The 23,785-nt window shown below is 55.4% G+C and carries 14 protein-coding genes and 3 pseudogenes; 7 read left to right on the plus strand and 10 right to left on the minus strand.

Going from position 1 to position 23,785, the window contains the following annotated elements:
- The first annotated feature begins 3 nt into the window (after nucleotides 1–3).
- From OSC10802_RS0127510 to OSC10802_RS0127535, 5 genes are all read left to right on the plus strand, one after another.
- Entirely contained in the window at nucleotides 4–627 is a 624-nt protein-coding gene (locus tag OSC10802_RS0127510; protein WP_017719998.1) for a chemotaxis protein CheB, read from the plus strand.
- 648 nt (nucleotides 628–1,275) lie between these two features.
- The gene (locus OSC10802_RS0127515) at nucleotides 1,276–3,135 is read left to right on the plus strand and encodes a CheR family methyltransferase (RefSeq protein WP_017719999.1); all 1,860 of its coding nucleotides are present in this window, start codon (nucleotides 1,276–1,278) and stop codon (nucleotides 3,133–3,135) included.
- A gap of 1,609 nt (nucleotides 3,136–4,744) precedes the next feature.
- Entirely contained in the window at nucleotides 4,745–6,583 is a 1,839-nt protein-coding gene (locus tag OSC10802_RS44885) for a sensor histidine kinase (RefSeq protein ID WP_017720001.1), read from the plus strand.
- Nucleotides 6,564–10,538, plus strand: coding sequence for a PAS domain S-box protein (locus OSC10802_RS44890; protein WP_017720002.1), 3,975 nt, complete (start codon nucleotides 6,564–6,566; stop codon nucleotides 10,536–10,538). The genes OSC10802_RS44885 and OSC10802_RS44890 overlap by 20 nt, the downstream gene beginning before the upstream one ends.
- A gap of 371 nt (nucleotides 10,539–10,909) precedes the next feature.
- Nucleotides 10,910–11,773, plus strand: coding sequence for an alpha/beta fold hydrolase (locus tag OSC10802_RS0127535; protein WP_044171692.1), 864 nt, complete (start codon nucleotides 10,910–10,912; stop codon nucleotides 11,771–11,773).
- 2,247 nt (nucleotides 11,774–14,020) lie between these two features.
- Here OSC10802_RS0127535 and OSC10802_RS0127545 read toward each other — a convergent pair.
- The 9 genes and pseudogenes from OSC10802_RS0127545 to OSC10802_RS51260 form a co-directional block, all read right to left on the minus strand.
- Nucleotides 14,021–14,302 carry a DUF1816 domain-containing protein gene (locus OSC10802_RS0127545; protein WP_017720005.1) on the minus strand — a complete coding sequence of 94 codons (282 nt, stop codon included), beginning with the start codon at nucleotides 14,300–14,302 and terminating at the stop codon, nucleotides 14,021–14,023.
- A gap of 126 nt (nucleotides 14,303–14,428) precedes the next feature.
- The gene (rlmB, locus tag OSC10802_RS0127550) at nucleotides 14,429–15,541 is read right to left on the minus strand and encodes a 23S rRNA (guanosine(2251)-2'-O)-methyltransferase RlmB (protein WP_044171694.1); all 1,113 of its coding nucleotides are present in this window, start codon (nucleotides 15,539–15,541) and stop codon (nucleotides 14,429–14,431) included.
- Nucleotides 15,542–15,746: 205 nt separating this feature from the next.
- Nucleotides 15,747–16,205: a Mini-ribonuclease 3 gene (locus tag OSC10802_RS0127555; protein WP_026098872.1), complete on the minus strand. Its 459-nt coding sequence runs from the start codon at nucleotides 16,203–16,205 to the stop codon at nucleotides 15,747–15,749.
- Between the two features lie 430 nt (nucleotides 16,206–16,635).
- Nucleotides 16,636–17,025: an STAS domain-containing protein gene (locus OSC10802_RS0127560; protein ID WP_017720008.1), complete on the minus strand. Its 390-nt coding sequence runs from the start codon at nucleotides 17,023–17,025 to the stop codon at nucleotides 16,636–16,638.
- A gap of 89 nt (nucleotides 17,026–17,114) precedes the next feature.
- A pseudogene (locus OSC10802_RS48045) lies at nucleotides 17,115–17,537 on the minus strand (zinc ribbon domain-containing protein); the annotation flags it as partial.
- A gap of 7 nt (nucleotides 17,538–17,544) precedes the next feature.
- Nucleotides 17,545–17,931: pseudogene (locus tag OSC10802_RS54940) on the minus strand (hypothetical protein).
- A 441-nt stretch (nucleotides 17,932–18,372) separates the two neighbouring features.
- Nucleotides 18,373–18,510: pseudogene (locus OSC10802_RS56760) on the minus strand (MerR family DNA-binding transcriptional regulator); the annotation flags it as partial.
- Nucleotides 18,511–18,631: 121 nt separating this feature from the next.
- Nucleotides 18,632–19,789, minus strand: coding sequence for a glutamine-hydrolyzing carbamoyl-phosphate synthase small subunit (gene carA, locus OSC10802_RS0127585; RefSeq protein WP_017720010.1), 1,158 nt, complete (start codon nucleotides 19,787–19,789; stop codon nucleotides 18,632–18,634).
- Between the two features lie 95 nt (nucleotides 19,790–19,884).
- Nucleotides 19,885–20,130 carry a hypothetical protein gene (locus tag OSC10802_RS51260; RefSeq protein ID WP_155968461.1) on the minus strand — a complete coding sequence of 82 codons (246 nt, stop codon included), beginning with the start codon at nucleotides 20,128–20,130 and terminating at the stop codon, nucleotides 19,885–19,887.
- Between the two features lie 589 nt (nucleotides 20,131–20,719).
- Between OSC10802_RS51260 and OSC10802_RS0127590 the strand changes: the two genes are divergently transcribed.
- Together OSC10802_RS0127590 and OSC10802_RS42095 are read left to right on the plus strand one after the other, a co-directional pair.
- Complete coding sequence (locus OSC10802_RS0127590; protein ID WP_026098875.1) at nucleotides 20,720–21,568, plus strand: retropepsin-like aspartic protease family protein; 849 nt, start codon at nucleotides 20,720–20,722, stop codon at nucleotides 21,566–21,568.
- A gap of 63 nt (nucleotides 21,569–21,631) precedes the next feature.
- Nucleotides 21,632–22,195, plus strand: a complete 564-nt coding sequence (locus tag OSC10802_RS42095) for a retropepsin-like aspartic protease family protein (RefSeq protein WP_017720012.1) — start codon at nucleotides 21,632–21,634, stop codon at nucleotides 22,193–22,195.
- Between the two features lie 410 nt (nucleotides 22,196–22,605).
- Here OSC10802_RS42095 and trpD read toward each other — a convergent pair whose 3' ends face one another.
- Nucleotides 22,606–23,682: an anthranilate phosphoribosyltransferase gene (gene trpD, locus OSC10802_RS0127600; RefSeq protein ID WP_026098876.1), complete on the minus strand. Its 1,077-nt coding sequence runs from the start codon at nucleotides 23,680–23,682 to the stop codon at nucleotides 22,606–22,608.
- Nucleotides 23,683–23,785: the final 103 nt, after the last annotated feature.

Raw genomic sequence — 23,785 nt, forward strand, 5'->3', positions numbered from 1 at the left:
AACGTGAGAAAAAATCAGCAACAGAAAACCCCAGCGCCTTTCTCCGAAGCCCCCTTTGACATCATAGCCATAGCCGCCTCAGCCGGCGGACTGAAAGCTCTGAGTGCCGTACTCTCTGAGCTGAAAGCTGATTTGCCGGTGGCTATTGTTGTGGTGCAGCACCTCGCCCCCAACCACCCCAGCCAGATGGCAGAAATCCTGACTCGGCGGACGCCCCTAGAAGTCAAGCAAGCGACGGATCGGGAGTGTCTGAAACCGGGGACGGTTTATATCGCCCCCCCCGACCGGCACCTGCTCGTCAACCCTGACAGAAGTCTCTCCCTTTCCCAGTCAGAAAAAGTGCATTTTGTGCGCCCCTCAGCAGAGGTGCTGTTTGAATCTGTTGCCAGCAGTTACAAAAACCGCGCCATTGCGGTAGTCCTGACAGGAGCTGACCGAGATGGGACACAGGGAGTGCGGGCGATTAAAAACATGGGCGGCGTCGTCATCGCTCAGAATAAAGAGACTTCCCTAGTTTTTGGAATGCCCGGCGCTGCCATCGACACCGGCTGTGTGGATTTCATATTGCCGCTGCAAGAGATTCCCGGCGCTCTCACAGATTTAGTCTTCCAAGGAAGTCTGGGCTGATCCTGTGTGGGGACGCAACATGTGGCTGATCTAGCAGCAGTCATATTGGTGAGAATAATAGAAGCTTCGGGAGCGGGGGAGAAAGGGAGGCCGGAATGTAGATTTCCTAAATGCTTACTGCTGTATAGACGTCGGGCAGGTGTCCCGCCCCCCCCCTGAAAGTCTAATGTTCTAACCTAAGTGCATACTGCTATACTTTGTAGGGACGCGACATGCCCTTGTCCCTACAGGGGCAAAAAGCGACATGTCTCATCTTTAAACTGCCAAAAAGCGAGTGGCTTTTAGGGAGAAACCCCAGAAAATTTTAAATCTAGCCCAACTTGCTACTTAACCCAAGTTGTAACTTTTGGAGGCTCTGCCTCCAAAACAGCGTCTCCCATAAGGAGCCTGAGAGCGAGGGGAACGAGGGGAACTGGAAAAGCCCCCCTTTTCTAGTGCCGGTGGCACAAAAGCCCGCTCCGTCTGGGCAGCTCGAAAAGCTCACAGCTTGTAGGTAGCAACTTGAGTTATTTATAAGTCTAAGCATCCAGATCCCCCCAAACGGGGTGCGTCCCGCCACGCCCTGGCTGGGGGGGATCGATCCTGACTCACTTGTAAGCAGCAACTTGAGTTAAATCGAAAATCTAAAATCGAAAATCTAAAATCCACATGAGCTCAGCACCCCCAGACCCAGCCTTTGAAGCGCTGCTAGACTACCTCAAGCGAGCGCGAGGCTTCGACTTCACCGGCTACAAGCGCCCCAGCCTGATGCGCCTGATGAAAAAGCGCATGCAGAAAGTTCAGGTGACCAGCTTCAGCGAGTACCTCGACTACCTGGAAGTCCACCCTCTGGAGTTTAGCCAGCTGTTCAACAGCCTGCTGCTCAACGTCACGGCCTTTTTCCGAGACAAATCAGCGTGGGACTACCTCAGCGAAGAGATTGTGCCGCGCATCCTGGGCAGCAAAAACCCTGACGATCCGATTCGGGTGTGGAGTGCCGGCTGCGGTTCCGGCAAAGAAGCCTACACCCTAGCTATCGTCCTCGCCGAAGCCTTGGGGGCGGACGCCTTCCGAACGCGGGTTAAGATATACGCCACCGACCTCGACGATGAAGCCGTCACCGACGGGCGGAGCGCCCTGTACACAGAAAAGGACATTCAGCCGATTCCCCCGGAACTGCGCAGCAAATACTTCGAGACGGTTGCCGCCCACTACACCTTCCGCAGCGACTTGCGGCGAGCGGTGATTTTTGGCCGGCACGACTTAGTGCAGGACCCCCCCATCTCCCGCCTCGACCTGCTGGTGTGCCGCAACACCTTAATGTATTTCAATGCCGAAACCCAAGCCCGCATTCTGGCGCGCTTCCACTTCGCCCTCAACAACACGGGCTTTTTGTTTGTCGGCAAAGCGGAGATGCTGCTCACCCACGCCAACCTATTCGCCCCAGTCAACCTCAAGTACCGCATCTTCGCCAAAGTGCCGCAGGTTAGCATGCGCGACCGCCTGCTTCTTATGGCCCAAAACAGCCCCCTTCAAATCGGCAATCAACTGGAGGCTCACATGCGTTTGCGCGACGAAGCTTTCGACACCTTGGAATCCGCATACCTGGTCGTAGACAGCCACGGCTACCTGGCTATGGTCAGCCGGCAGGCGCGGGCCCTGTTTGGCCTGACGTTCAAGGATCTGGGCCGCCCCTTGCAGGATCTGGAAGTCTCTTACCGCCCAGTCGAGCTGCGCTCCAAGCTGCAGCAAGTTTATGCCGAGCGCCGCCCCGTCCTGGTTTCGGATGTGGAGTTCCTCTTCCCAGACGGAAATGCCGTCTACCTGGATATCACGCTCACTCCCCTAGTGGAAGCCAGCGGGGCGCTCCTCGGGGCTCGCATCACCTTCACCGACGTGACGCGGTACCACCACTTGCAGCAGGAACTGTTCAACTCCCAGCAGGAGTTGGAAACCGCCTACCAGGAGCTACAAGCGTCCAACGAGGAGCTGGAGACGACCAATGAAGAGCTACAATCCACCAACGAGGAGCTAGAGACAACCAACGAGGAACTGCAATCCACCAACGAAGAGCTAGAGACGATCAACGAAGAGCTCCAGTCCACCAACGAGGAGCTGGAGACGATGAACGAGGAATTGCGCCAGCGCACTGATGAGCTCAACCACGTCAATCGCTTCTTAGAGGCGATTCTGGGCAGCCTGCGGGTTGGCATCGCCGTTCTCGACGACAAGCTCAGCATTCACCTGTGGAACGGCCAAGCTGAAGACCTGTGGGGCGTGCGCGCTGAGGAAGTCCAGGGGCATTTTTTTTTGAACTTGGATACCGGCTTGCCGGTGGCGCAACTCAGGGACATCATCCGCACCTGTCAAGCCGGCACTGCGCAGTACCAGGAACTCATCGTCGGTGCCGTTAACCGCCGGGGAAAGTCAATTCGCTGTCGCGTCAGCTGCACGCCCCTGATCGGAATGCCGAGAGCGCCCCTCTGGGTGATTGTGCTGATGGAAGAGATCTCCGATCCGCCGGCTTAGGGCGCTGTGGCCTGGGCCGCACCGACCTTCTAATTTTGCTACTTCCGGAAGAACACATATATACAAAAGGGGTCTAAACCCCGAGATTTGTAAAAACTATTTTTTCGGATATCAAAAAATATCTTGCCCGTTCTGGGTTTTGTGTCGCCCGGCAGGTGTTTGTCCAGCCAGGGCGGGTCAAGCAGATATACTCTGACAGCAGCTGATATAGCAGCAGCCATATTGGTTAGGACAACAGGAGCAACGGGAGCTCTGGAGCAAGGGAGGCGGGGGAGCCAGAATGTCCGTTCCCTCAGTGGCTATTGCTATAGCAGTAGGCACTTAGGTTCGTACATTTCGGCTTCTTTTGCACCCCCGCACTCCGGCTCCTATTGTCCTAACCCATATTACTACTGGGATATAGACGTAGGGCAGGCGTAGCGCCCCCCCTGAAGGTCTAATGTTTTAACCTAAGTGCATACTGCTATATATAGCAATAGACAGTTCCGTAATGGACGCGCTGGATCGGAGGGAACCCCTGTCCTAGGAGGGATATAGCAGCAGTCATATTGGTTAGAACAATAGAAGCTTCGGGAGCTCTGGAGCAAGGGAGGCCGAAATGTAGGTTTCCTAAATGCTTACTGCTCTATAGACGTATGTACGGCGTCCGCCGAGCCTGAAGGTCTAATGTTCTAACCTAAGTGCATACTGCTATAGCAGTAACCACTTAGGTTAGGACGTCAGACAGGCGTCTCGCCTGTCCGAGAGGTCTAATGTCTGTTCCCTAAGTGGCTGCTGGTAGATTCTCAATAAACCCGCCCCGCCGCAAGCGGCAACAAGCTCGCTCTTTTGCATTTAATTTATACTTTTTGTTTTATTGTACGCTGCTATTATTATAGCAGCAATCATATTGGGTAGAACAATGAAAGCTTCGGAATCGGGGGAGCAAGGGAGGCCGGAATGTAGGTTTCCTAAATGCTTACTGCTATATAGACGTAGGGCAGGCGTCCCGCCCCCTGAAGGTCTAATGTTCTAACCTAAGTGCCTACGGCTATACGATATAAAAAGTAATGTGGCGGAGGCCCTCTTGCTGCAATGAGCAGATTAAAAGCTAGCTACCTGTTCTGCTGTACCCGTCGGGAAGGGGGAATCGGAGGGTCAGGCCGGCCTTATCCCTGGACGTATTGGCCCCTACCCCCCTCTCGGATATAGCAGCAGACACCTCAGTAATGGACATGGGCATTGCGGCGGGAGTGGGGCATTGCGGCGGGCGTGGGGCATTGGGCATTGCTGTGAGTCTTCCATGATGCGCCATGCGCCATGCGCCATGCCCTATGCGCCATGCCGCTTTCCCGGCGCTCTAAGCAGTATAAATTCCGGCCTCTCGGGCTTTTAATTTTTGGTGATGTGGCTGAACCCCAGTTATATTGAGGCTTTCAGAGGTTTGTTCCGCCCTAAAATCAAAAATCTAAATCTAGAATCGATATACAAAGGAAAAGGGTGCGGACTGTCCCTGAGGATTAACAAGCAGATCCTCGCCAGGAGAAATCCCACCGGCAACAAGCATAGAAGTTAAAAATAAACATAAAAAAAACGTTAAATAAGAATTTCTCGCAAGTGGTTTCATCAGATGATAGAGAATCTATTCAACGAGCAAATAGAGTCCTCACTCCAGAGGCTGGAAGCGCTGATGCAGGAGCCGGCAGAGGGGTTGCCGCTGCCGCAAAAACAGCTGCTGGCCACCGCCCTGACAGAACTGGCCGTCACCCTGGAACAGCTACAGGTAGCCGGTGAGGAATTGCAAGCCACCAATGACGAGCTAGAGACTGCCCAGCAAGCCTTGGAGTGGGAGCGCCGGAGCTACCAAGAGCGCTTTGAATTGGCTCCCGACGCCTACATAATAACAGACACTGCAGGCGCGATTTTGGAAGCGAACCGCGCCGCAGCCGCCCTGCTCAATTGCCCGCAGAATCACCTGACCGGCAAACCCCTGAGCGTGTTTGTGGCCTTGCAAGAGCGCCGGAACTTTCGCAACGCGCTCAATCAGGCGTCGCCCAGTGCACAGACGCGACTCGGCGTCCTGCAGCTGCAGGACGCCGGTGGCCAGCTGTTTGCCGCCGCAGTCACCCGAGCCCCGATGCGCGACGCCGCCGGCAGCCTCACCGGCTGGCGCTGGCTGCTGCAAGACGCAGAGGCATTCAGCCAGTCCCCAAAGCCGCCAGAGACGGTGGGGGAGCCAGCTCGCGAACTGAAGTTTCAAGCCGGCATCCTGTCCCAGCTGAGCGACGCTGTGGTGGCCACAGACAGGGAGGGCCGCATCACCTATTGGAATCAGGCGGCAGAGCGACTGTATGGCATAAAAGCAGACGAAGTTCTGGGCCGGCCTGCAGCAGAAGCCTGTCAAGCGCGCTGGAACAGCCCCTCCGACGAAGCTGCAGCCCGAGAAGCGCTCAGCAGCACCGGCTCCTGGCGCGGCGAGCTCGCCCACCTCAACAGCAGCGGCGAACTCATCACCGTCGAAGTTTCGGCCAGCCTGCTCAAAGATGAAACCGGTGCCGCTGCCGGTACAGTCAGCGCTATTCGCGACATCAGCGACCGGCGCAGAGCGCAGCTGACAAAAGACGAATTTATCGCCACAGTCAGCCACGAACTGCGCACCCCCCTGACCTCCATCCACGGCTCCCTGGGGTTGCTCACCGGCGGCTTGCTGACCGCGCAGCCCGAAAAAGCGCAGCGGATGCTGGAAATTGCCGCCACCAACACAGAGCGTTTAGTGCGCCTGATCAACGACCTCCTGGATCTAGAGCGCATGACCTCCGGTCAAGTCGCCCTAAAAAAACAGACCTGCAACGCCGCCGACCTTATAGTGCAGGCGTCCGACCTGATGCGGGACATGGCCGAGAAAGCCGGCATCACCCTCTGCGCCGAGCCGGTTCTCGGGCAGCCGCAAGGAGTGTTCTTGGAGGCTGACCCAGATCGCATCCTCCAGACCTTGACAAATTTGCTGAGCAATGCTATTAAATTTTCCCCTCCGGGGACAGCCGTCTGGCTGACCGGCGAGGTGGTTTCTGGAGACGGAATCGATTGCGCCTCCCCCCGGATAGCTCAGACTGGATTTAGCCGGTCTGAAATCTCAAGCACCGGCGAGAAATCGCGCCTGACCGAACAGCGCGCCGGTGGCGCATTACTGATCGCAGTCAGAGACCAGGGGCGGGGGATTCCTGCGGAGAAGCTGGAGACAGTCTTTGAGCGCTTTCAGCAGGTAGATGCTGCAGACTCCAGGCAGAAAGGGGGCACCGGCTTGGGGTTGGCGATTTGCCGCACGATCGTTGAGCAGCACGGGGGGCGCATCTGGGCGCAGAGCGCTGCGGGTGAGGGCAGCACCTTTTTCTTGACCCTGCCCCTGACCGGATCGAGTGACCCTTTCTGTAGCGACGGACAAGCCACTGATGAAAGATTCCAGCCTTGACTCAACACTGGAAAGCTTGCTGAATTTCCTGGAACAGCGAGGAAGCTTCGATTTCTCAGGCGGCAAGCGCCCCAACCTGATGCGCTCCATCCAAAAGCGCATGCAGTCCGTTGGAGTGGGGACTATAAGCGACTACCAAGACTATCTCGAGGCGCACCCAGAGGAGTTCAGCCACCTGTCCCACAACCTAGCGTTCAAGCGCACCGGCTTTTTCCAGGACAAGTCCGCCTGGAACTGCCTGAGCACTGAGACAGTCCCGCAGATCCTGGCGGCGAAGCCTGATACAGAGCCAATCCGGGCGTGGGTGGCCGGTTGCGGTGCCGGTGAGGACGCTTACACCCTGGCCATCACACTCGCCGAAGCCCTAGGTGCGGAGGCATTCCGAGCGCGGGTGAAAATCTACGCCACAGACGCTTCCGCAGACGCCCTGTCGGAAGCCCGTCACGGAGCGTATGCCGAAAAAGACATTCGGGCAATTCCCCCACAGCTGCGCGACCGGTACTTCAAGCGGGCTGCCTCCGGCCACACCTTCCGCCACGACCTGCGGCGAGCGCTGATCTTTGGCTGTCACGACTTCCTGGAGGACGCCCCGCTCGCCCACATAGACCTGCTGGTCTGTCGCAACCTCCCGGATTTCATCAGTACCAGCACCTGCGCCCGCCTCCTGCAGCGCTTCCACTTCGCCCTCACAGACACCGGCGTCCTGTTCCTGGGCAAGCCCAAGCCACCCCTGGCCCAGATACTGGCCGCCAACACCAACCTCTTCACCCCAAGCCACCTGAAAGCCGGCATCTTTGCCAAGGTGCCGCACGCCGACAGGCGGGAGCTACCGCGCCTCCGTGTTCCCACCCCTGAAACCAGCAACCTGCTTCTGGGGGACTTGTATTTGCTCAAACAAGCCTTTGACTCTCTTCCAATAGCACAAATTGTCGTAGATGTCAGAGAAAATTTAGCGATGGCCAACCCGCCGGCGCTGGCGCTGCTGGGCCTGAACGAGAAGGATGTGGGCCGGCCATTCTATCAGCTGGAGGGCAGGCACGGGGGCCTGTCCCTACATCGGATGGAGCTGCGCTCGCGCATCCTGCAGGCTTGTGCGGAACGCCGTCCGGTAGTAATTTCCCATGTAGAATTCTCCCAGGGAGATAAAAAAAGCTGGCAGCTGGATATTCAGGTCAGCCCGCTGCTGGATGGCAGCGGCAACATTCTCGGTGCCGGCATCACCTTCAGTGACGTGACGCGCTACCGCGATCTCCAGAGACAGCTCCAGAGCACCAACCAGGAACTGGAAACCGCTTACCAGGCACTGCAAGCTACCAATGAAGAGCTCGAACTCGCCAACGACGAACTGCACAGCACCAACGAGGAACTGGAGAGCACCAACGAGGCGCTGCTGGTGTCCAACGAGTATCTCGGGAGCGTCAACCAGGAACTGTACGCCTCCAACGAAGAACTACAGAGCCTCAACCAGCAGCTGGTTGCCAGCTACAGCTCACTGGAAGCAGAGAGCCGGCGCTACCAGGAGCTGTTCGACTTCGCCCCTGACGGCTATTTGATCACAGACAGCAGTGGCGCGATCTTGGAAGCCAACCGCGCCGCAGCGCTGAAGCTCAACCGCTCGCAGGCATCTCTAGCCGGCATTCCCCTGGCGGATTTTGTCGCACAGACGGACAGGGAAGCCTTTCAGGCGCTGCTTGTGGGAATCAGAAGTCAGGAGCAACAGCGGGAGAGCCGGCTGATCCCGTCTTCCCCGCTTCCGCTTCACCCCTCACCAGTTCTGATTCAGCCCCCCTTAGCTCAGCCCTTTATCGCCGCCTTCACCATTGCCCCCCAGCACAGCCCGGCAGGCCTGATGGCTGGCATGCGCTGGCTGATGCAAGATATAACTGCGCGCGTACAGGCGCAAGAGGCGCTGCGGGAAAGCGAACAGCGATTCCGCAAGATTTTTGAGGAAGGGCCCCTGGGCATGGCCATCATCGACCGCGACTACCGCTTTGTCAGCGTCAATGCCCGACTGTGCCAGATGCTGGGCTACAATCCCGAAGAGCTGGCGGCGCGAACCGTGCTGGATATTACCCACCCGCAAGAGATTGAGCGAGACCGGCAGCTGAAGTTGCAGCTGTTTAGAGGAGAGATCCCCTCGTACCAGATCCAGAAGTGCTGCCTCAAGAAAAACGGCGAGTTCATCTGGGTTCACCTGACCTGTTCCGTGGTGCGGGATGATGCGGGAGCGCCTCTTTACTATCTGGGCACGGTCGAGGACATCACTGACCGCGTGCGAGCGGAGGAGGAATTGAGGCAGTACCGGGAGCGCCTCGAAGATCTGGTGGCGCAGCGCACCGGCGAACTGGCCAGGGCGAACCAGCAGTTGCGGCAGGAAATTATTGAGCGCCAGCATGTGGAGGCGGTGCTGCGGGAGAGCGAAGAGCGCTTCCGCACGATGGCGGACAGTGCGCCGGTATTGATCTGGATATCGGATGAGAGCGGGCTGTGCACCTATCTCAACCGGACTTGGCTGGAGTTTACCGGACGCACTCTGGAACAGGGGCTGGGCGAGGGCTGGCTCTTGCTCGTCCACCCTGAGGACCGGCGGCGCTGCGAAGAAACCCAGCGCTCAGCGTCTAGGTCCGGCACCAGCTTCCGCATGGAATACCGCCTGCGGCGGGCGGATGGCCAGTATCGCTGGCTTTTGGATACGGGTGCGCCCCGATTTGCCAGCGGTCGCTTTGCCGGTTATATTGGCTCGTGTGTGGACATTACGGAGCGCAAGCGGGCAGAAGAGCAAAACCGGTTTCAGGCCGGTGTCCTGTCTCAGGTGAATGATGCCGTGGTGGCGATTGACACTGAGCACCGGATTACTTACTGGAATGCCGGTGCGGAAAGGCTCTATGGCTATCTCTCAGCTGAGGTTTTCGGGCGGCGGTTGGAAGAAGCGTATCAGTATCGCTGGCACAAGTCCGAGGATGAAGCCGCTGCGCTGGCGAGTCTCGCCGCTAAGGGATTCTGGCGCGGAGAGGTGCTGCATATCAAGAACAGCGGCGAAGAACTGTATGTCGAGGCGTCAGTGAGCCTGCTCAGGGATGAGAGAGGTGCGGAAGCGGGCCTTCTGGGCGTGATGCGCGACATCAGCGCTCGCAAGCGAGCTGAGGCGGCGGTGCGCCAGAGCGAGGAGCAATTGCAAAGGATTTTTGAAGAATCTCCTATCGGTATAGCTTTGTTTGCCCTCCCAGACTACCAGTTCTTCAAAGTGAATCAAGCCTTCTGCAACCTGTTGGGTTACGCGCCGGCTGAGCTGGCAGCACTCAACTTTTTGGATATCACTCATCCAGACAACCTGCGCGAAGAAATTCCCTATATCCAGGAGGTATTGGAAGGAGAGACTAACGGCTATAAATTGGAAAAACGTTTAGTCAAGAAAAACAAAGACATTCTCTGGGGGCGGCTGACCTTGCTGGGGATGCGCGACCAGAAGGGAGATATTCTGTATTTTGTGGCGATGGTTGAGGATGTCAGCGAGCGCCATTTGGAACAGACGTCGGTGCACAGTGTTTACAACCTGCTGCCGGAGATTGCTGCCCCCAAAACCGACTTATTTTTTGGCAAGAATATTGCCGGTTATTATGTGATGCTGAATACGGCTTACGCCCAGCAAATGTTCGGTCTTTCTGTGCGGGATGTCCTCGGCAAAAATGATGCGGAATTATTTCCGCCTGAGATTGCCGAGCGCTCTCTCGACACCGACCGCCATATTCTCCGGACCGGAGAGCCTGAAACCTTTGTGGAATCTTTCAAATTCGGGGATGCCAAGCGGTGGTTCCTCACCCTGAAAGATGTCTGCCGCGACCGGCACGGCAATGTTATATGTCTGATTGGTATGATGCAGGAAATCTCAGAAGCAGAAGCTCGGAAAAGGGCTGCGAGGCTGCAGGAAAACTTGCAATTAAAACTGGCAGATTAATCCTGATTAATGCCGGGGGAAAATTCCCATTTGGACATCAGTGGCCTGGGCAAAGGCGTAGGACAGGCGTCTCGCCTGTCCCTATCCCTACTAGAAAGTGAAATGCCCTGTGCTTAACTGACTGTCCCTTGCTATAGCAACTTGAGTTATATAGCAGTATGCAGTCAGTTTAATACAGTGTACTAAAGTGACTGCATACTGCTATAATGTGTGGTGGGTTACGCTGGCGCTAACCCACCCTACAAATAGAGTGTCTTAATCTAAATGAATGCTGCTATATAATGAAAATTGTCCACGGAACGGGGCTAGCTGGTGTGGCTAAAGCCCAACTACTTTCTTTGGGCTACGCTGAACTTACAAACCTTCAGAAAATGCACTCAAAATCGCAGTCAAAGGAAAGCGGTCGCTATATAGCACAACTCAGTGTGGATGTCAAGGGAAAAGGGTTCCCAATTCTTTGCCTGCACGGCCACCCCGGTTCGGGAGCGAGCATGTCTGTGTTTGCGGAGCACCTGTCGCAGCGGTTTCAAACTCTGGCTCCGGATTTGCGGGGGTACGGCAAGAGCAGAGCGGGTGGGGACTTTGAAATGACGGATCACCTGCTGGATCTCGAAGCGCTGCTCGACCGTTTCGGGATTGAGCGGTGTCTGGTGCTGGGATGGTCTTTGGGGGGGATTCTGGCCATCGAGCTGGCGCTGAAGCTGCCGGCACGAGTGACGGGCTTGATTTTAGTGGCCACAGCGGCCAGACCTCGCAGCAGCCACCCGCCGGTGTCCTGGGAGGATCTGCTCTACACCGGCGTGTCGTCGATAGTGAACCGGCTCTATCCCAGCTGGGAGTGGAATATCGAGACGTTTGGCAAGCGCTCGCTCTACCGCTACCTGATCGAGCAGCACACGCCGGTGGCGTACCAGTACCTGGCCGATTTTGGCATGTCCGCCTATTTGCAGACTTCAGGTCCGGCTCGGCGGGCGCTGGAAACTGCCCTGCGGGCTGGGTATGACCGGCTTTCCGAGCTGTCCGAGATCCAGTGTCCCAGTTTGCTGCTTGCCGGTGCGGCAGACCGGCACATCACCCCGGAGTCGAGTCTGGAAACCGCCCGCCACCTGAAAAACTGCGAGTGGCACTGCTACCCGAATACGGCGCACCTATTCCCCTGGGAAATTCCCAATCGGGTGAATGCCGACATCTACCGCTGGATAGACAGCCACCCTGAGGCTGTGGGGCGTGAATGATCAGTATCTATTCGGATTTTTTCTTACTCCCACAGCGCAATTCCCGACACAGCAAGGTTCGCATTTTGCAAATATAGCAATAGACAGTTAGTTTAGGAGATGATATTCCTAGGCAGGGTCTGTCCTGCGAGTTATAGACGTAGGGCAGGCGTCCCGCCTGCCCTAAAGGTCGAATGTCCTAATCTAAGTGGCTGCTGCCATAACCTCGATTTCCGTCTGTACAGTTTCGACCGCCCCCGGGCGGGGGAGTGCCCGGCTCTCCATTCCCCCTTCGCCCGGGAGAGCGTCTCGAAAGTCTTCAGCCGGATTAATTAAAATTTACAAATCTAAAATGCTTGTATATCAGTGAATGCAGCACGCAAAATTATTAAAATTCCGCTTAAAGAGTTTCAGCACTCCTCCGGGGCGCGACCGAGTGTCTATTTTTCAAGTTCCCTTCCGCCCCGGGGCCGCATCAAAAGTCTTCAGCCGGATTTTGTGCGATTTATATAAGTAAAGTGTTTGTATTGCAGTAGTTACAGCCTTTTGACTAACTTAATTTACGGTTAAACAGTTTGAAACAGCCCCCGGGCGCGACCGAGTGTCTATTTTTCAACTCCCCCTCCCCCCCCGGGAGTCTAATCGAAAGTCTTCAGCCGTAATTTGTAAAATTTTCATAGCTTAAGTGCTTGTATGGTAGTAGTTGCAGCGTTCCAACTAACTTAGGTTGCGGTTAAACAGTTTGAAACAGCCCCCGGGCGCGACCGAGTGCCTATTTTTCAAGTTCCCTACGACCCCGGAAGCGTATCCAAAGTCTTCAACCGGATTTTGTGTAATTTTGCTTATTTAAGTGCTTGTATGGCAGTAGTTGCAGCGTTCTAACTAACTTAATTTACGGTTAAACAGTTTGAAACAGCCCCCGGGCGCGACCGAGTGTCTATTTTTAAATTTCCCTTCCGCCCTGGAGTCGCATCAAAAGTTTTCAACCGGATTTTTTGCGTTTTTTATAACTTAAATGCTTGTATCGCAGTAGTTACAGCGCTCAAACTAACTTGATTTACGGTTAAACAGTTTGAAACAGCCCCCGGGCGCGACCGAGTGTCTATTTTTCAAGTTCCCTACGACTCTGGAAGCGTATCAAAAGTTTTTAACCGGATTTTATAAAATTTTGCTAATTTAAGTGCTTGTATTGCAGTAATTGCAGCGTTTTAACTAACTTAATTTACGGTTAAACAGTTTGAAACAGCCCCCAGGCGCGACCGAGTGTCTATTTTTCACCCCCCTCCCCCGGGAGTATAATCGAAAGTCTTCAGCCGTAATTTGTAAAATTTTTATAGCTTAAGTGCTTGTATGACAGTAGTTACAGCGTTTTAACTAACTTAATTTACGGTTAAACAGTTTGAAACAGCCCCCGGGCGCGACCGAGTGCCTATTTTTCAAGTTCCCTACGACTCCGGAAGCGTATCAAAAGTTTTCAACCGGATTTTGTGCAATTTTGCTAATTTAAGTGCTTGTATTGCAGTAGTTGCAGCGTTACTACTAACTTAATTTACGGTTAAATAGTTTGAAAAAGCCCCCGGGCGCGACCGAGTGTCTATTTTTCAAGTTCCCTACGACTCCGGAAGCCTATCGAAAGTCTTCAGCCGGATTTTGTGCAATTTTGCTAATTTAAGTGCTTGTATTGCAGTAATTGCAGCGTTCCAACTAACTTAATTTACGGTTAAACAGTTTGAAACAGCCCCCAGGCGCGACCGAGTGTCTATTTTTCAACTCCCCCTCCCCCCGGGAGTATAATCGAAAGTCTTCAGCCGTAATTTGTAAAATTTTTATAGCTTAAGTGCTTGTATGGCAGTAGTTGCAGCGTTTTAAATAACGTAATTTACGGTTAAACAGTTTGAAACAGCCCCGGGCGCGACCGAGTGCCTATTTTTCTATTCCCCCCGCCCCCGGGCCACCTCGAAAGTATTCAAGCGGATTTTATAAAATTTTCATAGCTTAAGTGCTTGTATCGCCGTAGTTGCCGCGTGTAAACTGATTTATTTTCCGGGTAAACAGTTTAATTATTGTCCCCGTAGCGACCGAGTGCCTATTTTTCAATTCCCCCTCCCCCCGGAGGCGTCTTTAAACTTTTCATCCGGAAAGTTTGGAATTTTCAAAGCTAACCATGTTCTAGAGGAGGATTTTAAGCCGGCAAAACTTTTCGGTTGACGGTTAAATAGTTTTCAGATTTCCGGGAGGGAGTGCCGGCATGAGGAGCGGCGCTTGCGGCTAGGGCTGGGGGCTGAAATTCCGGAGATTGCGGCGTTTAAACGTTTCCTCGACTTCATCGTAGACGGTGAGATTGCGGGGCTGGCAGCGCTTAGTAACGACACTGACACACTGAGCGCCTTCTTGCTGGAGGTCTTCAATATATCCAGGCTTGGCCTCTAGGGCTTCTTGTTCAGTCAAGAACGGGCCAAAGTAGTAGGTGCAGTGGGGGGTTTCGGTGACAATCTCAATCCAGTAAGCCAACCCGAAAGTATTAAGGGAGCTAATCAAAAGTTCTTTCATAAGCTTTGCCCGAGCGAGAGGTGAGCGAGTGGGGCGCGGGTTGGAGGAGCGAAACATTGCGGCGAGTCAGTGTGCGCCTCAGAGGCAGAGATCGATTGCCCCAATGCTTCGCCCCGCTGGGGAGCTTTACACTTTGCTGCAGTCTGTCGCTTTTTCTGTTTTCAATGGGTTAGTTGCACCGGCGCTATCGAGCTCCACATACCGCGTCGCGGACCAGCGCTGGCGACAGATTTCATACAGGGCCATGCCGGTGGCAACAGAGACATTCAGACTGGGAGTCTTTCCCTGTAAAGGAATAGAAACCAAAACATCGCAGTTGCGCTGTATCAAAAGGCTCAAACCCTCACCTTCAGAGCCCACGACCAGAGCGGTCGGGCCAGTGAACTGAATGGTGTGCACGGGTTTGCTGGCGTTGGTTGCGGTGCCGTAGATCCAGAAGCCAGCTTCCTTCAATTCTTCCAACGCTCGCGAAAGATTGACAACCCTCGCCACTGGAAGATTTTCTAAAGCTCCCGCCGCCACTTTCATCACTGTAGAGGTGACACCGGCAGACCGGCGCTGCGGGATCAGCAGCCCCTGAGCCCCCATCGCCTCGGCGGTGCGAACTATCGCGCCCAGGTTGTGGGGATCGGTAATGCCATCAGCGACAACAATCACAGGATGCTCGCCAGAGGACTTGGCCTGCGAGATCAGATCCCCGAGATCCCAGTAGGCGTAGGGGGCGACTTGCGCCGCGACGCCCTGGTGATTGGCCCTGTGGGTGATTTGGTCGAGGCGTGCATAATCGACCTCATCAATAAATGCGCCATTTTCCTTTGCCTCGATCAGCAAATCGTGAAAGTGGGGGGCGTAGCGCAACTGCTCGGCAATCCAAATCCGGTTGAGCTGGCGGTGATTTTCCAGGGCTGCCAGGACGGTGTGGCGTCCGTAGATCAAGTCTGTCTCTTCTTCAGGAGCTGGGGCTGCCGGTGCTGGGGCGCGGGAAACAGACCGCTGCGCTACCGTCCGCTTGGGCGTTGCCGCTCCCAGGCCGGCTTTTGGCCCGCGAGACTCGGGCCGGTCGCCGCGAGAAGCGGGCCGGTCGCCCCGGAAAGCGGGCCGGTCGCCCCTAGAAGCGGGCCGGTCGCCCCTAAAAGCGGGCCGGTCGCCGCTCGACTTGGGAGCTGCGCCCTGAGGGCGCTCGCGTTTCTCCCGATTCAGCTTGCCCCTGAGATGGGGCTTTTGAGGTTTGTCTGCCATAGAGTGATAACTCGCTGACTGATAATAAGGAAATTTGAACAGCTGAAATCTTCCGCCACGGTCTTCGACAGGCTCTGCCGAGCGAGAGATATCGTTCCCAGATTTAGCTCCGGAACGAGAGAATAAGCAGCGAGGAATCAAATCCCCCTCTCGTTCCATGTATTTCTTGTCCCTCAGGCGCGTCTTGGCGGTTCGGTGTAAAAAATTATTTCTCCCCAACCGGCTCGAGTTGCAGCTGAGCCAGCAACTGGGTCAAGCGCTGGGGATCGGTAAGGTACAGGTATCCGACTAAAGTTTCGAGACTGGTGGCTTGCTGGTAGATCTCTGGATCGAGTCGTTTTGGGCGTCCTGTAGCGGCGTTACGCCCGCGCCGGAGTATTTCCAATTCTGTGCTGGTGAGGTGGGGTGCGAGGGCTCGCAAGTGCTGCGCTTGCGTTTCCGCTCGCACCTGGGCCACTACCTGGTGGTGATAGGTCTGCAAGCGCCTGGGGGGCATGAGGTAGCAGCTGCGGACATACAGCTCGTAAACGGCATCTCCCAAGTAGGCGAGGGCTGCCGGTGAGATCTGCTGAATTTTTGAGCCTGAAAGGATTCCGGCTTCCAGGCGCTGCAACCAAAGATCCGCCAGACTCAGCGCTGGACTTTCATCTGGATTTGATGGCATGCTGCTGTCTCTAGGCTGTACAAGCGCTTGTTTCAATCCCGTTTCCGGCATTCAGCTGGCTAAAGATATTCTCCTCCTACCCCCTGCTGAAATCATTGTGGCATTCATTTGGGCTTGTTTGCAGAACCGGAATGTTCCCGCTTTCATTACTCAAATTCCCCGCAGCGCCCCCAAGGCGATTGGCCGTGTGTGCGGACGCGATATGTCCCATCTCTGCATTTATAGGCGACATCTGGCGTCTGCACATGGATGCAGTCTCTATTCTATCCTGGGGCGGCGATTCTGACGAAGATGGGTGCTGCTGCCCTTTGGGCAGTTGGGGCCGGCAGTTGGGGGGCACAGCCCCGGTGCGACGCCTGCGCGCAAACAAGTTACGCAAATGTAGAGACCGAACATGTTCGGTCTCTACAGGTCTTCACCCTTTCTTGAATCACAACTGTTGTATATTCTCTATCGCCTCGTCAACCGAATTCTGCAAGGACAGAAACTTCTCTAAGCGAACGAGCTTAACAGTCTGAGTGACCCGAGCATTGGAGACGACTCGTAATGTTCCATCTAGGGTTTGGGCTTTCTTAACCAGTTGCACTAGAGCGCCCAAGCCCGAGCTGTCAACGAAGTCTATCTGAGACAGATCTAAAATAAGGTGCTTTGGGCCCTCTTCGATACATTTGCTGAGGACTTTCCGAAAAGTAGGTTCGGAGAAGGCGTCCAGCAAGCCTGTGAGTCGGAATAGTTGGTAATTGTCCCTGATTTCCCGTGTGCCTCTGAGGCTAACGGTCAGGTTTAATGGCTCAGCAATAGCTCCCTCCTCGCTGTGCATCCTAAAATCGACGCTTCAGTATAAAGTCTTTCTAGCATCTTGTCTACTGATACATTAACGCGCTCACAGGACTGAATATCCCTATACCCTCAAGCCACGATGGCACTCCCCTCTTCGATCGCAGAGGCGGTCTCCCGCAAAGCCCTCAGCATTATGCCCAAGGCACCTTGATAGTCCCGGTGGATCTCATCCCCACAGATTGGACCTTTGAACCTCTTTGACCCACCCAACTTCGGATGGTGATGCCCACAGCGCTTACAGGTCTTGGAGGTTTATGCCTCTGACACTTGTATGACTTGGACACCCCGTATCTCAGCTAGGTGCTTGAGACGCATCTTGAATCGATACTGGGCCCAAGTCAGCATAGCCCAGGCCGTCTTGGAGTTCATCCTGCAACTGGCCTTGGCCACCATTGGGGCAGTCTCAAAGGTCGGCAGGAAGATTGCCCTGTAGTTGCTTATCAGGTAACAGGCCACCTGCCTGTGAAGTTCATCCACCAGATTCTGAATCCTGATACATTTACGCGACATTGTTCCGGGCATTGTCGGACAGTGCAACAATAGCTCTATGGCCGGCAAAAATGATAGAGGCGCTATCCCGCAAAGCTTTCAGGAATATCCCATACATGGCCATTCCAGTCTTGCGATCACATAAATCCGCAATGGGGACAGTGAAAAATTTTTGAGCCGCCTAAACGCCTGTGAGCAGAGAATCTGTGATTAAATTTTTGCTCTCCCGCAGACTGGACGCGCCCTGTTTCATCCTCCGCTTCTGCCGGTCTTGGGCTTTAGCCATACACCTCTGTAGCTCATTCAAGTGGGATCTCAGCCGGACGATACGGCCAAAGTCCCCTTTTCCGAAATCTACAAACCTATGGCTGTCAAAGCCTGTCAGGAATGTCCTCACTCCTGGGTCCAGGGCAATTACCCCCCCTATGAGAACTAGCCTGAACCTGTCTCTCTTCTGAAAAGATGGCATACTACTTACCGATACTTTTTTGCTAACAACCTTTGACAGTCGCTAACAAATACAGAAGCTGAGAGGATCTTTCAACCAAGGCGTATCAACCCATTCCCACAGTCAAATCCCGCGCTCGCAATAGATCAGTTCAGATTGAAGCTTACTTTCTTTTGAAAAGAAGCCGATTGAACTAGCGCGAAGTCCACTCCCCCTTGAGTTTCGGGCTTTGTGGCGCTTTTTAGAGCAGCCACCTGCCGGATGGTTCTCAGGCTATAGTGACAGTCTTGAGGAAAGTATAGCAAAACTTGGAAGTTGTTAGCAAATCACCGGCTGCTGTCAGCCCCTGGCCTAGCAGATGGTGATATTGCCTTGGCGGCGGAATCCCTCCCCGGAGTAACTGGAGAGGTCGTAGCGGCGCTCTTTACCGGACGGTGTGCGGATTGCCTTGATTTAGCCAAGTTGCTTCCAGAGGCGGAGGGTGTGGGGGCTGACACCGAAGTATTCTCCGGCCTCGCGGGGCCTGACCTATTTGGCAATAGCTATCTGCCTCACTAAACTCTACACCCTCAAGATACAGTAAAATTCAGCAGGTCGGCAACTAAGTGTTATGCTGCAGGGCAGCACTGGGCTGCGTTGGCGGTGCACCTTACCCCACTTTAGCAGCGTCGCGGGCTTCTCGCATGGCTTTGACAAACTGCTCGAACATGTAGTCGGCGTCGTGGGGACCGGGGCTGGCTTCTGGGTGGTACTGCACCGAGAACACCGGCAGCGACCGGTGCCGCATGCCGGCGACGGTGCGGTCGTTCAGGTTGAGGTGGGTGATTTCCACCTCTGGGGCGAGGGTGTCGGGATCGATGGCAAAGCCGTGATTTTGGCTGGTAATTTCTACTCGCTGCCGCAACCCGGCGGGCTGGTTTAAGCCCCGATGGCCAAATTTCAGTTTGAAGGTGCCGGCACCGAGGGACAGCCCCAGGATCTGGTGCCCCAGGCAGATGCCAAATACGGGTTTCTGGCTGCCCAGCAGGGCTTTGGTGGTTTCGATGCCCTCTGTGACGGCGGCGGGATCTCCCGGTCCGTTGGAGAGGAAGATGCCATCCGGGTTGTATTTTAGTATTTCTTCGGCTGGGGTGCCGGCGGGGACGACGACCAGCCGGCAGCCGTAACTGGCGAGACGCCGCAGGATGTTGCGCTTGACGCCAAAATCAATGGCCACGACGGTGAGCCGGTCGCCGTTGGCCTGACCGGCTGTGTCGCTAAACTCCCAGACTTGTGTGGTGGGTTCAGACCACTCGTACACTTCTTTTGTGGTGACGTAGGGGACGAGGTTTAATCCCGCCATGCTGGGAGCTTGCTGGACGAGGGACAGCAGTTCGGCTGGGTCGAGGATTTCGCTGGAGATGGCACCGTTCATGGCACCGACGGTGCGGATCTTGCGGGTGAGGGCGCGGGTGTCGATGCCGTAAATGCCCGGGATGCCGTGTTCGACAAGGTAGTCTGGCAAGGACTGTGCCGAGCGCCAGTTGCTCGGTCGGGTGCAGATGTTGCGGGCGATGGCTCCGCGCACTTGCGGGCGGCTGGACTCCTCGTCGTCGCAGTTGACGCCGGTGTTGCCCAGTTCTGGGTAGGTGAAGGTGACGATTTGACCACAGTAGCTGGGATCGGTGAGCACTTCCTGATAGCCTGTCATGCCGGTGTTGAACACGACCTCGCCAACGGTGGTGCCGGCAGCCCCGAAGGACCAGCCGCGATACACACTTCCATCCACGAGAACAAGAAGGGCCGGTTGAGCTTTTGAGAGCGGCATAGCGAAACTGAAACTCTTACTTGTGCCAGAGCGTTATTATGCCATGACGGGGCGTGAGGGGTCGGGCCCGACTGATTTATTTAATATTTTCTATTTTATTTACATTTGCTCTCGCTTGTCAAATGCCTGACCGGCGCGAGCCGCCGCTTTCTATTTTGTAAAGCAATCATCCGGATAATAGGGTTTTTTTGCGGCGTGCGACAGCACCGGCACGGGGCGGCGGGCTGGAAAACTGCGAACACAGCGCGAAAGACTCCGCCGATTGCATTGCCTTTCCTCGCCGCAGGGCAGGGCGAGCAAGCCCCTGTCTCCGGCATCATTAAAGGTATAGCAGTAGCCACTTAGATTAGAACATTAGACCTTCAGGCCCGGCGTTAGCGCAGCGGCGCGTTAGCGCTACGCCGTACCTACGTCTATATAGCAGCAAGCATTTAGGAAACCTAGATTCCGGCCTCCCTTGCTCCCCCACTCCCGAAGCTTCTATTGTTCTAACCAATATGACTGCTGCTATAACCTGCTTTTCCTTTGAAACGAGGTAGAGCCTCCAGATTGCCTTCCCAGCTTGAGCTCGGAACGAGAGAACTGACTGTCTGCTCCTAAGCTATTAGGCTTTTAACCTGCTTTTCCGTTGAAATCAGGCAGAGCCTCCAGAGTGCGTTTCCAGCCTCAGGCTGGGAACGAGAGAAAACTTACGGGTTATTGCTATAACACAATTTGTTTCTCCCTCTGAGCCCTTCAGAATGCCTTAAGGCAGATTAAAATCCGCAGAGGTGGCAGCCGGCAGCTCTGCGGCACTTGTGGCGGGGGGGTGTGGGATGGCACACCGGCAGCGTCCAAACAAGTTTAAATAATAAGAGCGGCGGGGAATACTGAAAATAAAGACAATCTCAGGTGCCTCGCCGGCGCGTTATTATACCCCACATCGAGGTCATGGTCAAGCCTTTTCCATTGAGGGCAGCAGGGATTTTTCTGTCGGGCGCACTGGCGCTGCTCAGCGGGGCGTGCGGCGGGGAAAATCCTGAGCGCAGCGCCACCGGCACCGCCAACAGCGCCCAACCGGCACCCCCCGCGACACCGGCACCAGCAGCGAAACCGAAGCCAGCGGCATCGCCGGTCAACCAGCTGATCGATGATGCGGCGGCGCAAAAGTCCTGCGAACTGGCTCTGGACAAAGCCGCCAGCGCCGAAATCATCAGCCAGTCCGCCCAGTCGGCTTCCGACTGGCAGCTGGTAGACATCCAGTGGCAGCAGGCGATAGCGCTGCTTTCCGCCGCGCCAAAGGCGAGTGCGAGCTGCAAGCTAGCCAAAATCAAGATAGCTCAATACCAGCGCAATATTGCCAGTGGGAAAAAGCCGGTGGCGGGTGCAGAGGCGACAGGTCGCGTCCCCGCAGCGCCGGGGCTGAGAGCCCCAGAAGTGTTTCGCGCCCCGATCAAACGGCGCATTGCGGGAACAGCGGTTGTCGAGGTGACATTTAATGGCAAGCACACCTTCGAGATGATTGTAGATACGGGAGCGAGCGGTACAGTAATCACCCCGCCGATGGCAAATAAATTAAGAGTGGTCCCTCAGGGTGCCTTACTCGTGGACACTCCCAGCGCCAAAGGGGTGAAATTTTCCACCGGCAGGGTAAACTCTATTGAAGTGGCCGGTGCGGCGGTGAGGGACGTGCGAGTAGCCATCGCGCCGCAGCTGGACATGGGACTGCTGGGGCAAGACTTTTTTAGCCATTTCGACGTCACCTTTAAACAAGATGTGGTAGAATTTCACACCCGCTGAAAGAAAAAAGTTGAAAGTTAAAATTTAACCGTTAAAAGTTTCCTTCAAAAAGGGGGAAAGCCTGTGCGAAACCAGCTGACTGCGCTGATTTACCTGACTGGAATTAGCCTCGCCGGCACTGCCGCAATGGCGCAAGAATATGAGGGGTGTTTCCTGATCGACAAAAAAGGCAATGTAGTGCAATTAACTAAGCTGTGCCCCAATAACGCCAGACCGGTGGTGCCGACGACTGCCCCGGGGATGGTGCAAGCTCCCATCAAACGCCGGGATGGTGGCACGCCGGTGATTGATGTCGTCTTTAATGGCAATCAAACCTTCGAGATGCTGCTCGATACGGGAGCCACCGGCACGGCGATCACCCCAAAAATGGCACAGGCGCTGGGGGTGAGGCCCGAAGGTGTGATGCGAGTGGATACGGCGAGTGACACCGGCCTTCAAGTCCCCCTCGGGCATGTGGCTTCCATTCAAGTCGGCGCGGCAGTCATCCAGAATGTTCCAGTTACTATTTTACCGAAGCTAGAAATTGGCTTGCTCGGCCAGAATTTTTTTAGCCGATATGAGGTAACAATTAAAAAAGATGTCGTGGAATTTCGCGAGCCGTCATCAGGCGTGACCGTTCAGAAGTAGGGTGCGTTCCGCACCCTCCAAATTTTGGATTTTGGATTTTGGATTTTAGATTTGAGATTAAAACTTTGGGACTCAAGGGGCTTTTCCTTTTTCCCCGGCGGACAGGTATAGCAGTATGCACTTAGGTTAGAACATTAGACCTTCAGGCTCGGCGGACGCCGTACATACGTCTATATAGCAGTAAGCATTGAGGAAACCTACATTCCGGCCTCCCTTGATCCCCCGCTGCCGAAGCTTCTATTCTTCTAACGAATATGACTGCTGCTATAGGAGGCAGATCCTCCTGTTCTTCGTTCCCAGGCATAAATCTTAGGGCAGGCGTTCCGCCTGCCCTAAATATCCTAATCTGAGCTGCCCAGAAACCCGGTTTCTGATGCGCACTTCACCGAGCTGAAAACCACTATATTTTCTCAATTGTGAAGGAACTGAACCAGCTGCTGAAGCTTTGACCAGCCGGCACCGCTGTCGAGAATTTCCTTGGCTCGGGCAATGCCGGCGGCGTGATTTTCCAGGGGAATAACGCCCGCAACTTGCAGGGCGAGTGAGGCATTTAAAGCGACGGCATCCTGTTGCGCCGGCGTTCCCTTTCCTTGCAGGACATTGCGCAAAATCTCAGCATTTTCTGGGACATCCCCGCCGCGGAGCTCCCCTGTGGGGGCCGGTGTCAAGCCCACCTCTTGCGGGTTGAGGGTGGCTCGCCGCACCTGGCCGGCGGACAGAATGGCCAAGTCTGTAAGATCTGCCAGCCCAGCCTCGTCCAGTTTCTCGCGCCCGTGGGCGACAATGCCGAACTGGGCTCCCAGCTGCCCCAAGGCGTGGGCGAGGGTTACTAGCAAGTTGGCATCGAAGACGCCAATCACCTGGCCGGTGGGGCGCAAGGGGTTGACCAGGGGTCCGAGGAGGTTAAACACCGTCCGCACTCCCAGGGTTCGGCGCAGCGGCGCTACGGCTTTTAGTGCGGGGTGCCAGCCAGGGGCAAACAGAAAGGTGATGCCGACTTCGCTGAGTGCGGCGTGCACCCTCTCACTGCCGGCGCTGAGGTTGACGCCCAAGTCTTCCAGGACATCAGCGGAACCGACGCGGCTGGAGGCGGAGCGATTGCCGTGTTTGGCCACCGGCACGCCGGCGGCGGCGGCGACGAAGGCTACGGCAGTGGAAATATTGAAGGTTGAGGCTCCATCTCCGCCGGTGCCGCAGGTGTCAATCAGGGGCGCTGGGATTGGGGCGCTTGGCGCTGTGGCGGACTGGGATTGCAACACTTCAGCCATTCCTGCCAGTTCGTCCGCCGAGACGCTCTTGGCTTGCAGAGCGGCTAGAATAGCGCCGGAGAGTGCCGGCGGGATTTCTTCGCTGAGCCATCCGAGCATCAGTCTGGCGGCTTGCTCCCGGGAGAGCGAGTGCCGGTCGAGCAGCTGTTGCAGTAAGGTTGGCCAGTTGGGGGCCTCAGCTGGGGCGTCTGTGGCTGCCGGTGTTGGGGAATTAGTCATATATTGGTTAGTATGTTGGGCGCGGCGAAAAGAGGCGCTGAGCAAATTATCCTATCCAATGTCAGTTCTGTTACAATTTAAATTCTACACGGCAGTGCGATAC

This window comes from Kamptonema formosum PCC 10802 (assembly GCF_000332335.1).
GTDB lineage: Bacteria > Cyanobacteriota > Cyanobacteriia > Cyanobacteriales > Oscillatoriaceae > Oscillatoria.

Excerpts from the sequence above, each read along its gene's own strand:
- OSC10802_RS0127560 (WP_017720008.1), bottom strand. The coding sequence starts at position 17,025 with ATGCACAGCGAGGAGGGAGCTATTGCTGAGCCATTAAACCTGACCGTT.
- rlmB (WP_044171694.1), bottom strand. The coding sequence starts at position 15,541 with ATGGCAGACAAACCTCAAAAGCCCCATCTCAGGGGCAAGCTGAATCGG.
- OSC10802_RS0127545 (WP_017720005.1), bottom strand. The coding sequence starts at position 14,302 with ATGAAAGAACTTTTGATTAGCTCCCTTAATACTTTCGGGTTGGCTTAC.
- OSC10802_RS0127515 (WP_017719999.1), top strand. The coding sequence starts at position 1,276 with ATGAGCTCAGCACCCCCAGACCCAGCCTTTGAAGCGCTGCTAGACTAC.
- carA (WP_017720010.1), bottom strand. The coding sequence starts at position 19,789 with ATGCCGCTCTCAAAAGCTCAACCGGCCCTTCTTGTTCTCGTGGATGGA.
- OSC10802_RS44885 (WP_017720001.1), top strand. The coding sequence starts at position 4,745 with ATGATAGAGAATCTATTCAACGAGCAAATAGAGTCCTCACTCCAGAGG.
- OSC10802_RS44890 (WP_017720002.1), top strand. The coding sequence starts at position 6,564 with ATGAAAGATTCCAGCCTTGACTCAACACTGGAAAGCTTGCTGAATTTC.
- OSC10802_RS0127535 (WP_044171692.1), top strand. The coding sequence starts at position 10,910 with ATGCACTCAAAATCGCAGTCAAAGGAAAGCGGTCGCTATATAGCACAA.
- OSC10802_RS0127555 (WP_026098872.1), bottom strand. The coding sequence starts at position 16,205 with ATGCCATCAAATCCAGATGAAAGTCCAGCGCTGAGTCTGGCGGATCTT.
- OSC10802_RS0127590 (WP_026098875.1), top strand. The coding sequence starts at position 20,720 with ATGGTCAAGCCTTTTCCATTGAGGGCAGCAGGGATTTTTCTGTCGGGC.
- trpD (WP_026098876.1), bottom strand. The coding sequence starts at position 23,682 with ATGACTAATTCCCCAACACCGGCAGCCACAGACGCCCCAGCTGAGGCC.